Below are 8445 nucleotides of genomic sequence, written 5' to 3'. Positions count from 1 at the left end.
CAGCGACCCGGCCGCCGCGTCGAGGGCGGCGAGGACGCCGACGATCACGTCGTCACCGGCCGGTGTCGCGCCGGGGCCGACGCCGACGAGGCGGGAGAGCAGGTGCGCGACTCGCGCCTCGTCGCCGGTGAGCGCGGCGAGGGTCAGCGGTTCGGCCAGCGCGCGCGCCGGCCGGGGGTCCATGGCCGCGCCGGCCGGCGCAGCCCGGTTCTCGGTCTCGAGCAGGGCCGCGAGCAGCTCGACGGCTTCCCGGCGGACGGCGGTCGCCGTCATGTGCAGATCGACCGTCGTGATCTCGGCCGGCGGGACGGTCGACCAGGCACCGAGGTCCACGTCGGGAGGAGCGGACGGCGTCGGCGCGGCCAGCCGGCGGGCCAGCGCGTCGTAGGCGTCGTCGTCCGGCAGGCAGATCCCGCCCGCGACGAGCCCGCGCCGCCGAGAGGTCACCGCCATCAGCCGCTCGGCGCCGCCCGGCGCGGCGGAGAGGATGATGGCGGACTGTCCGACATGGACGACGCGCCAGACCCGCGCCACCGCCCACGGGCGGGGGCCGGTCGGAACGCGGACCCGCTGGGGAACCGCGAGCTGCACGCTCGGCACGGCTGTGAATCTAGGCTCGGGGCAGTCCCCTGGCAGCGTCCGGATCGGACCGGATTTCGAGGCAGCGATGTCCGTTTCGGACAGGAGGAGGTCGTCGGTGAGCACGGTGACCGTGCGCGAGGTCATGACGCTGGCGCCGCTGAACGGCGCCTACGTGCTCGCGGGCGAGGCGGGGCTGGACAGGGTGGTGTCCGGGGCCAACGTCATGGAGGTCCCGGACATCGAGTCCTACGTCGAGGAGGGGGAGTTGCTGCTGACCACCGGCTACCCCGTCCACGAGCGCCCGGAGCGGCTGGTCGAGATGCTGCCGGCCCTGGCCGCCCGCGGCCTGGCCGCGCTGGCGATCAAGCCGTTGCGCTACCTCGAGCGATTGCCCGACCGGCTGATCAGCGAGGCCGACCGCCTGCGGTTCCCCGTGCTCGTCCTGCCGGACCGGACCTCGTTCAACGAGATCATCGGCGCCGTGCTCGCCGTCGTCCTGGCGGAGTACGGCGCCGATCCCGGGGGTGCGGAGGTCATCCGGGAGCGGTTGACCGGGGTCGCCCTCACCGGCGGGGGCCTGGAGGAGATCGCCCGCACCCTGGCGGTCACCCTGGACCGGCACGTGACGATCGTCGACCAGGAGGACGTCGTCCTGGGGCGGGGCGAGCCCCGCAGCCGGCCGGACGACGGCTCCGCCGACGGAACGGAGCCGGCGAAGCCGTGGACCTTCCCGATCACCGTCGCGGGTGCCCAGCGCGGCCGGATCCTGGTCGGGGGAGCCGATGAGCCCACGCTGGGACAGCGGCGGCTGGTCCGCCAGTCCTGCTTCGCGGCCGGCATGCACATCGCTCAGGCCATGGCGAGCCTCGAGCTGGACCGGCGGCTACGCGTGCTGTTCCTGGAGGAGCTGGTGACCGGGCCCAGCATCGACGAGCCGATGCTCCGCCAGCGGTCACAGCTGTTCGGCTGGGACCTCACCGGGCAGCACCAGGTGCTCCTGGCCCGGTGCTCGGCGGAGTTGTCGGACGCGCGGATCGGCGGGGCGGCGCAGCGGGCGCTGCCGGCGCACTCGCTGACGTGGTCGCGCGGGCAGGAGGTCGTGGCCGTGGTGCCGGTCCAGGACCGGCTTGTGGATCGGGGCCGCGCCGTCGGCTCTCAGGCGATCGAAGACCGGTGGCGGGCCGCCCTGCTCGCGCTCGGCCCGGACGACGTGGTCGTCGCCGTGGGCTCGACCGCCGACGGGCCGCAGGACCTGGCGGCGAGTCATGCCTCGGCGCGCGAGGCGCTGCGGATTGCACGGGCGACCGGGCGGAGCGTTGTCCGCAACGACGAACTGATGCTGGAACGCCTGCTGCTCGCCGTCCCGACCGACCTGCTGCGGGAGTTCGTGGAGCGGGAGATCGGCCCCCTGCTGGCCCACGACACGGAAGCCGGCGGCGATCTGTGCACGACGCTGGCGGCCTACCTCGGTGTAGGCAACGGCGCGGAGGTCGCGCGGCGCCTGTTCGTGCACTACAACACTGTGAAGCACCGCTTGGCGCGCGTCGTAGAACTCACCGGAGCCGACCTGCACGAGCCGCACACCCGGCTGCGGCTGGCGCTCGCGCTCGAGGTCCGCACGCTGCTGTAGTCCTTCTTCAGCGCTCCAGGCGGAATCGGCGTTCTCGTCCAATCCGCCACGTAACGGCAGGCTCCTCCGGTTCTTCGGCAGTCCCGCTGGATGGTTCCCCGTTCAGGGGCGCTGGGCGAATGTCGTCAGGCGGACGGTCTCCGGCAGGGCCCGGAGCGAGGCCAGCACGGCCGGGGGCAGATCGCCGTTGACGTCGGTCACGACGTAGCCGAGGTCGCCGCGGGTCGCCAGCACTTGGCCGTCGACGTTGAGCCCGTGCTCGCCGATCAGCGCGTCGGCACGTGCCAGGACGCCGGGCACGTTGCGGTGCAGCAGCGCGAACCGGGCCGCCGAGGACCCGTGCAGGGCCACCGCGGGCAGGTTCACGCTCAGCGTCGTCGTCCCGTTGCGCGTGTAGTCGGCCAGCTTGCCGGCGACGAACCGCCCGATGTCGTACTGGGCCTCCTGGGTCGACCCGCCGACGTGCGGGGTGAGGATGACGTTGGACAGCCCGCGCAGCACGGAGCTGAAGGCGTCGCCCTGCTCCCGCGGCTCGTCGGGAAAGACGTCGACGGCCGCGCCCGCGATGTGGCCGCTGAGGATGTGCTCACGCAGCGCCTCGTGGTCGACGACGAACCCGCGGGAGAGGTTGAGGAACAGGCTGCGCCGGCGCATCCGGGCGAACTGCTCGGCGCCGAACAGCCCCGCGTTGCCGGCCCGCCCGTCGACGTGCAAGGTCACGGTCTCCGCGCGCTCGAGCAGCTCCTCCAGGCTGCCGCAGGCCTCGGCGTTGCCCAGCGCGAGCTTGTCCTCCAAGTCGTAGAACAGCACCCGCATGCCCAGGGCCTCGGCCAGCACCGACAGCTGGCTGCCGATGTTGCCGTAGCCGACGATGCCCAGGGTCCGTCCCCGGATCTCGTGGCTGCCGGCCGCGGACTTGTCCCACGTCCCGGCGTGCAGCGCGCGGTCGCGGTCGACCAGCCGCCGGGCCAGGCTGATGATCTCCGCGATCGCCAGCTCGACGACGCTGCGGGTGTTGGAGTACGGCGCGTTGAACACCGCCACGCCGGCCGCAGCAGCTGCGACGAGGTCGATCTGGTTGGTGCCGATGCAGAAGGCGCCCACCGCGGCCAGCCCCGGATGGCGCTCCAAGACCGCCCTGGTCACCTGCGTCTTCGACCGGATGCCCAACAGGTGGACGCCGTCCAGCGCAGCGGCCAGGTCGGCCTCGTCCAGCGCTCCCCGCAGCGACTCCACCTCGTAGCCCGCCGAAGACAGCAGCTCCACCGCCACCGGGTCGATGTTCTCCAGCAGCAAGGCTCTGGGCATGTCGGCTCAATCCCCCTCGAGAGACGCGTTGCGGCCGATCCTCGCAGGCCCCACGGTGGCGCAGGCCGGGACGAGCAGGGCCGCCCCCCTGCCGGGCCAGAAGACGTGAATCGGCCAACAACGTCGCCGCCCGTCATCGATCTCGGATATCGGGTCAACGGGGCCTGAAGGCGGCAGTCGGGATGCGACCCCAGGGACGAGACGGTCGCGAAGCTGGAGGCTGGCGGTGATGGTCCCCGCCCGCCGTTGGGTCGCATACGGTGACTGCCGTCCACCCTAGGTCGGTCGCAGTGACCGGCACGGTCCCGCGATGTCGCCGTGCAGGTTGGCCGGCTGCCGCCAGACCTCGGCGCCGGCGCTGCCCCTGTGGGTTGGGTGACGGATCCCGCGCTCAACTGAACGACCTTGGGGCTCATCCGCTGTCCGAGAAATCGGGAAAGGTCCAGTCACGGCGCTTTCCTGGTGCCTCGGCCGACGGTAGGAGCGGGAAGTTCCACGAGCTCGGCCAGCCGGGCGCGGTGGAAGCCCGGCGTACCGAACGCGATCTGGCCGGCCTTGGCGCGCTTGAGGTACAGGTGGGCGGGGTGCTCCCAGGTCATGCCGATCCCGCCGTGCAGCTGGATGGCCTCTTCCGCGGCCCGAACGGCGACGTCGCCGCACCATGCCTGCGCCACGGCGGTGGCCACGGCCCGGTCCGGGTCGTCGGCGGCGACGGTCGCGGCGGCGTGGCGTGCCGCTGCGGCGGCCGATTCCACGGCCACGTACAGATCGGCGAGCCGGTGCTTGAGCGCCTGGAAACCGCCCACGACGCGGCCGAACTGCCGGCGTTCCTTCAGGTAGGCGACGGTCGCGGTCAGGCACCACTGCGCGAGGCCCAGTTGCTCGGAGGCCAGCAGCGCGGCACCGACCTCCAGGCCCCGCTGCACGGCCGCGGCACCGGCCGGCGCCGCGATCAGCGCTTCCCCCGGGACGCTGTCGACGGCCAGGTCGGCGAGTTGGCGGGTCATGTCGAGGGAGACCACCGGGTCGATGCGCACGGCTTCCGCCGGCACGGCGTACACGGCGGTGCCGTCGGGGGTCGTCACCGGCACCAGGAAGACGTCGGCCTCGAGCGCGCCGGCCACGCTCGTCACACTCCCGCTGACCCGGCCGCCGGCGCCGGCGGCCAGGCTGGCTACTGCCGCGCCTGGCGCGGTCGAGAGCGGGACGACCAGCGCCGCGGTGCGGTCCCCTGCGGCCAGGGCCGCCAGCAGGTCATCAGCCGGTCCGCCGGCCTCGGCCCCGAGCAACACCGTCGTCGCGACCACGCTGCTGGTCAGGAACGGCACCGGAGCCACCGCCCGGCCCAGCTCCTCCAGCACCACGGCCGCCTCGCGCGCCGACGCTCCAGCGCCGCCGCGCTCGTCCGGCACCAGGAGCCCGGCCAGCTCGAGATCGGTGGCGAGCGCCTTCCACAGCGGGACGACCAGCGAGCGGTCACCGTCGTACGCCGCGATCACGGCCGAGGACTGGCACCGGTCGGCCAGCAGATCCCGGACGGTGGCGCGCAGGTCGTCCTCGACCTCGGTGTAGAGCAGGTTCAGCTTGCTCATCGGGGGAGGTCCTTCCAGGCGACGTCCTTGTCCACGCGCGGCTCGCCGGGCAGCCCGAGCACCCGTTCCGCGACGACGTTGCGCAGGATCTCCGAGGTGCCGCCCTCGATGGAGTTGCCCTTGGCGCGCAGGTAGCGGTAGCCCGCGTCGCGACCGGTGAAGTCCACCCGCTCAGGACGGACCATCGCCCAGTCGGAGTAGCGCAGGCCCTCCTCCCCCAGCAGCTCCAGGTCCAGCCCGCTGGCCTCCTGCGCGATCCGGGCGAAGACCAGCTTCATCGCCGAGCCCTCCGGACCGGGCTGCCCCACCGCGAGCTTCTGCCGCAGCCGCTCCCCGGTCAGCCGGGCGACCTCGGCCTCCACCCACATCCGCAGCAGCCGGTCGTGCAGCTCCGGCGTGCGCCGCTCGGGGTGCTCCCGCCAGGTGCGGGAGAGGACTCCAACCATCCCGCTCTCCCGCGGGATGTCCCCGCCGATGGCGACGCGCTCGTTGTTGAGGGTCGCCGTGGCGACCTTCCAGCCCTCCCCCTCCCCGCCGAGTCGCTGGCTGTCGGGGATGTGCACGTCGGTGAGGAAGACCTCGTTGAACTCCGCCTCACCGGTGATCTGCCGCAGCGGGCGCACCTCGACACCGGGGTCGGTCATGTCGCACAGGAAGTACGTGAGCCCGGCGTGCTTGACGACGTCGGGATCGGTCCGTGCCACCAGGATCGCCCACCGGGCCCTGTGCGCGCCCGACGTCCACACCTTCTGCCCGTTGACGATCCAGTCGTCGCCCTCCCGCACGCCGCGGGTGCTCACGGCAGCGAGGTCGGAACCGGCGCCGGGCTCGCTGAACAGCTGGCACCAGCTCTCCTCGCCGGTCCACAGCGGCCGCAGGAACCGCCGCTTCTGCTCCTCGGTGCCGAAGGCGAGGATCGTCGGCGCGGCCATGCCCAGCCCGATGCCGTTGGCCCGCGGGTTGTTGTCCGGTGCACCGGCCGCGGCGAGCCGCTGCTCGACCTCCGGCTGCAGCGCACGCGGCAGGCCCAACCCGCCGTGACCGGGCGGGAACCACACCCAAGCCAGGCCGGCGTCGTACCGGGCCCGGAGGAACTCCAGCCGGTCGGTGGTCGCCGGGTCGTGCTCGGCGAGGAACGCGGTGACCCGCCGGCGCAGGTCTTCCCGAGCGGTCGCCTCCGTGCTCATCGTCCCTCCCCGGCGGTGGCCAGCGCGCGGCGCGCGGCCACCATGGCGGTGCATCCGTCGGTGCTGCTCATGTCAGCTCTCCAGTGGTCGGGACGACGGTACCGGTGGTGCGTCTCGGGGCTGTCGTGCTCGCATTCCTCCGCCGGTGTCGGCGACGACCACGACGAAGGCCGGGGTGACGACGCTGCCGATGCGATCAGCAGCTACCCGATGATCACGCCACGGTGAGCAGGTATTGCAGCTCCATCAGGCCGAGCCCGACCGTCACCGCAGCGACGGCGGTCGGGAGCCGGCCGTCGGGCAGGGCCGTTCGCCCGGCGAGCGCCGCCGATGCCTTCGCGTATCGGCGGTTGGCCATCCACAGCACCCACGCGGAGGCGGGCAGGACGAGGACGACCGCCCAGAGTCCGGCGGCCCAGCCGTCGCTCACGAGCAGGCGGGCTCCCACGAGCGCAGCAGCCAGGAGAGCAAGGGCGGTGCGCCGCCACGCGAGAGCGGTGCGTTCGTTCTGCGCTCCGGGGTCGAACAGCTCCCCGCCGACCGGGTCACTCATGACACCGCCAGCGCGATCAGCACTCCGAGCAGGGCGACGGCGAGGGCGAGCGCACCGGCCAGCCGCGCGCGCGGCAGCGGCCGGCCCAGGCGCAGCGCGCGCTCGGCGGCCGCCCACCGGGGAAAGGCGGTGAGGGCGCACACGATCCCGAGCACGACCGCACCGATCGCGATGGAGCGCCGCAGCGCCGGCTCGGCCGAGACCACCAGCGCGTCGATCGCCGCGGCGGTGACGAACAGGGCGAGGGACGTGCGGATCCAGGCCAGGAAGGTGCGCTCGTTGGCGAACGTGAAGCGCGGGTCCGGCTCGTTCCCGACCCGGTAGACCTGCAACGGCCGCCGTCGTGTCCGGACCGGCCGTCGGGGGCCGGTGCCGGCGCCGGCCCGTGGGTCGTCGGTTCCGGTCGTCATCGATCTGCCGGTACGGGCTGGGCCGCGGCGGAGCTGAAGACGCCCTTCGCCATCAGGGAGCGCTCCCCTTGGTGACGCTCTCGGTAGATCCCGGACCGCAGCTCCTGCACCGCCCCGTCGCTCGGCGCCGCCCGCTCCACGGGCTGGCAGGCCAGCCGCAGGTCACCGGTCTCGGCCACCTGCTTCCCCCGATCGGCGAGAGCGCTCGCCGCGCCGGCGAGACCGGCCACCTCCGCGGCCAGGCTCCGGTCCGTCGGCGGCTCGAGCCGCGCCGGGTCGCCGTCATACCACCCACCGTAGAGGCGCCACACGTTGCGCACGGCGAACTCGGACTCGTCGTAGAGCGGCCGCAGGACGGCCGGGCCAGGGCCGACTCGCGCACCGTGACCGTGTGGCGCACCGTGTCGAGCGTCGCGCCGTCGTTGATGAGCTCGAGCGTCTGGTCGACCAGGTCGTCGATCGCCGCTCGAGGGCGACGTCCCGTCACCGATCGATCCGCCGTCCGGGCGCCGGCTCCGAACACGCTGTCCGCGTGCCCAGGAGCGCTGTGCCACGGAGGAGCCGCTGGTTCGCGAGATCGGCACCGACCACTTCGTCGCGTGCCACTTCCCCGTGAGCGCCCCCGACGCGCCGGCCGAGGCGTCGTCGCCGTCGACGAGCCCGCGCTCGCCCCCTCGCGGTAGGACGCACTCCCCCACGCCCCCGCCTGGTACGTCAGGCGCGGTTCTGCGAACGGTCACGAATGTGATGACGAGTGATGCCCGACAATTGGCACCGGGGCCAGGGCGGCATCAGCATCAGCATTCGCGCCTCGCCGGCCTGCACGACGAGGTCGACTAGCGTCTTCTGGGAGCAGGGAGCAGCTCCTGGATCGGCCTCATCCGCTCGGACGAACCAGACCGAGCAATGCTTGAACCTCGACTTTCGGGGTTATGCCGCGAGGGCGGGTTCGGCGGCGGCCCAGGCGGTGAGGACGGCGCGAATTTCGGTGTCGGTGGGCGGGACGGCCGTGGCCGGGGAAAAGCGCGCTGCGATGGTCGTCTTGCGCAGGGCGGTGTGCATGTCGGCGTAGGACGGTTCGGCCTTGGTGGTGTACCAGGGGGCGGCGGCGCGGATGGCGGCGAGGTCGCCGGCCGGGTCGCCGTGGTCGGTGTACCAGAGCACGACGAGGGTCTGGACGAGC

The 8445-nt window shown here is 73.1% G+C and carries 9 protein-coding genes and 1 pseudogene; 2 read left to right on the top strand and 8 right to left on the bottom strand.

The window, feature by feature from the left end; all coding sequences use genetic code 11:
* Nucleotides 1-600, bottom strand: a 600-nt coding sequence (locus E4P41_RS22845) for a DUF2877 domain-containing protein (RefSeq protein ID WP_209307828.1), incomplete at its 3' end; no start/stop codon positions are given.
* Nucleotides 601-697: 97 nt separating this feature from the next.
* Between E4P41_RS22845 and E4P41_RS20370 the strand changes: the two genes are divergently transcribed.
* A complete protein-coding gene (locus tag E4P41_RS20370) occupies nt 698-2212 on the top strand; it encodes a PucR family transcriptional regulator (RefSeq protein WP_167761197.1) in 1515 nt (504 codons plus the stop codon).
* Nucleotides 2213-2314: 102 nt separating this feature from the next.
* Here the strand turns inward: E4P41_RS20370 and serA are convergent, their stop codons facing one another.
* The 6 genes from serA to E4P41_RS23745 all read right to left on the bottom strand — a co-directional run bounded on the left by serA (nt 2315) and on the right by E4P41_RS23745 (nt 7816).
* A complete protein-coding gene (gene serA / locus E4P41_RS20365; protein WP_135143038.1) occupies nt 2315-3520 on the bottom strand; it encodes a phosphoglycerate dehydrogenase in 1206 nt (401 codons plus the stop codon).
* Nucleotides 3521-3966: 446 nt separating this feature from the next.
* Nucleotides 3967-5112: an acyl-CoA dehydrogenase family protein gene (locus tag E4P41_RS20360; protein ID WP_135143037.1), complete on the bottom strand. Its 1146-nt coding sequence runs from the start codon at nt 5110-5112 to the stop codon at nt 3967-3969.
* Complete coding sequence (locus tag E4P41_RS20355; RefSeq protein WP_135143036.1) at nt 5109-6299, bottom strand: acyl-CoA dehydrogenase family protein; 1191 nt, start codon at nt 6297-6299, stop codon at nt 5109-5111. Before E4P41_RS20355 ends, E4P41_RS20360 begins: the two co-directional genes overlap by 4 nt.
* A gap of 214 nt (nt 6300-6513) precedes the next feature.
* Nucleotides 6514-6852: a DUF202 domain-containing protein gene (locus E4P41_RS20345; protein ID WP_135143034.1), complete on the bottom strand. Its 339-nt coding sequence runs from the start codon at nt 6850-6852 to the stop codon at nt 6514-6516.
* Entirely contained in the window at nt 6849-7262 is a 414-nt protein-coding gene (locus E4P41_RS20340; protein ID WP_135143033.1) for a DUF202 domain-containing protein, read from the bottom strand. Before E4P41_RS20340 ends, E4P41_RS20345 begins: the two co-directional genes overlap by 4 nt.
* Entirely contained in the window at nt 7259-7816 is a 558-nt protein-coding gene (locus E4P41_RS23745) for an alkyl sulfatase dimerization domain-containing protein (RefSeq protein WP_280661420.1), read from the bottom strand. Before E4P41_RS23745 ends, E4P41_RS20340 begins: the two co-directional genes overlap by 4 nt.
* On the opposite strand from E4P41_RS23745, the pseudogene E4P41_RS23470 reads away from it, so the two are divergent.
* Nucleotides 7731-8102, top strand: a pseudogene (locus E4P41_RS23470) (oligopeptide/dipeptide ABC transporter ATP-binding protein); the annotation flags it as partial. The gene E4P41_RS23745 and the pseudogene E4P41_RS23470 overlap by 86 nt on opposite strands.
* Before the next feature lie 90 nt (nt 8103-8192).
* On the opposite strand, the gene E4P41_RS22420 reads toward E4P41_RS23470, so the two are convergent.
* Nucleotides 8193-8445, bottom strand: a 253-nt coding sequence (locus E4P41_RS22420) for a hypothetical protein (protein WP_209307827.1), incomplete at its 5' end; no start/stop codon positions are given.

The sequence above is a fragment of the Geodermatophilus sp. DF01-2 genome (assembly GCF_004571065.1).
In the GTDB taxonomy this organism is placed as follows: domain Bacteria; phylum Actinomycetota; class Actinomycetes; order Mycobacteriales; family Geodermatophilaceae; genus Geodermatophilus.
Note: the sequence above shows the minus strand (reverse complement) of the source record. Positions and strands in the feature narration are given on the sequence as shown.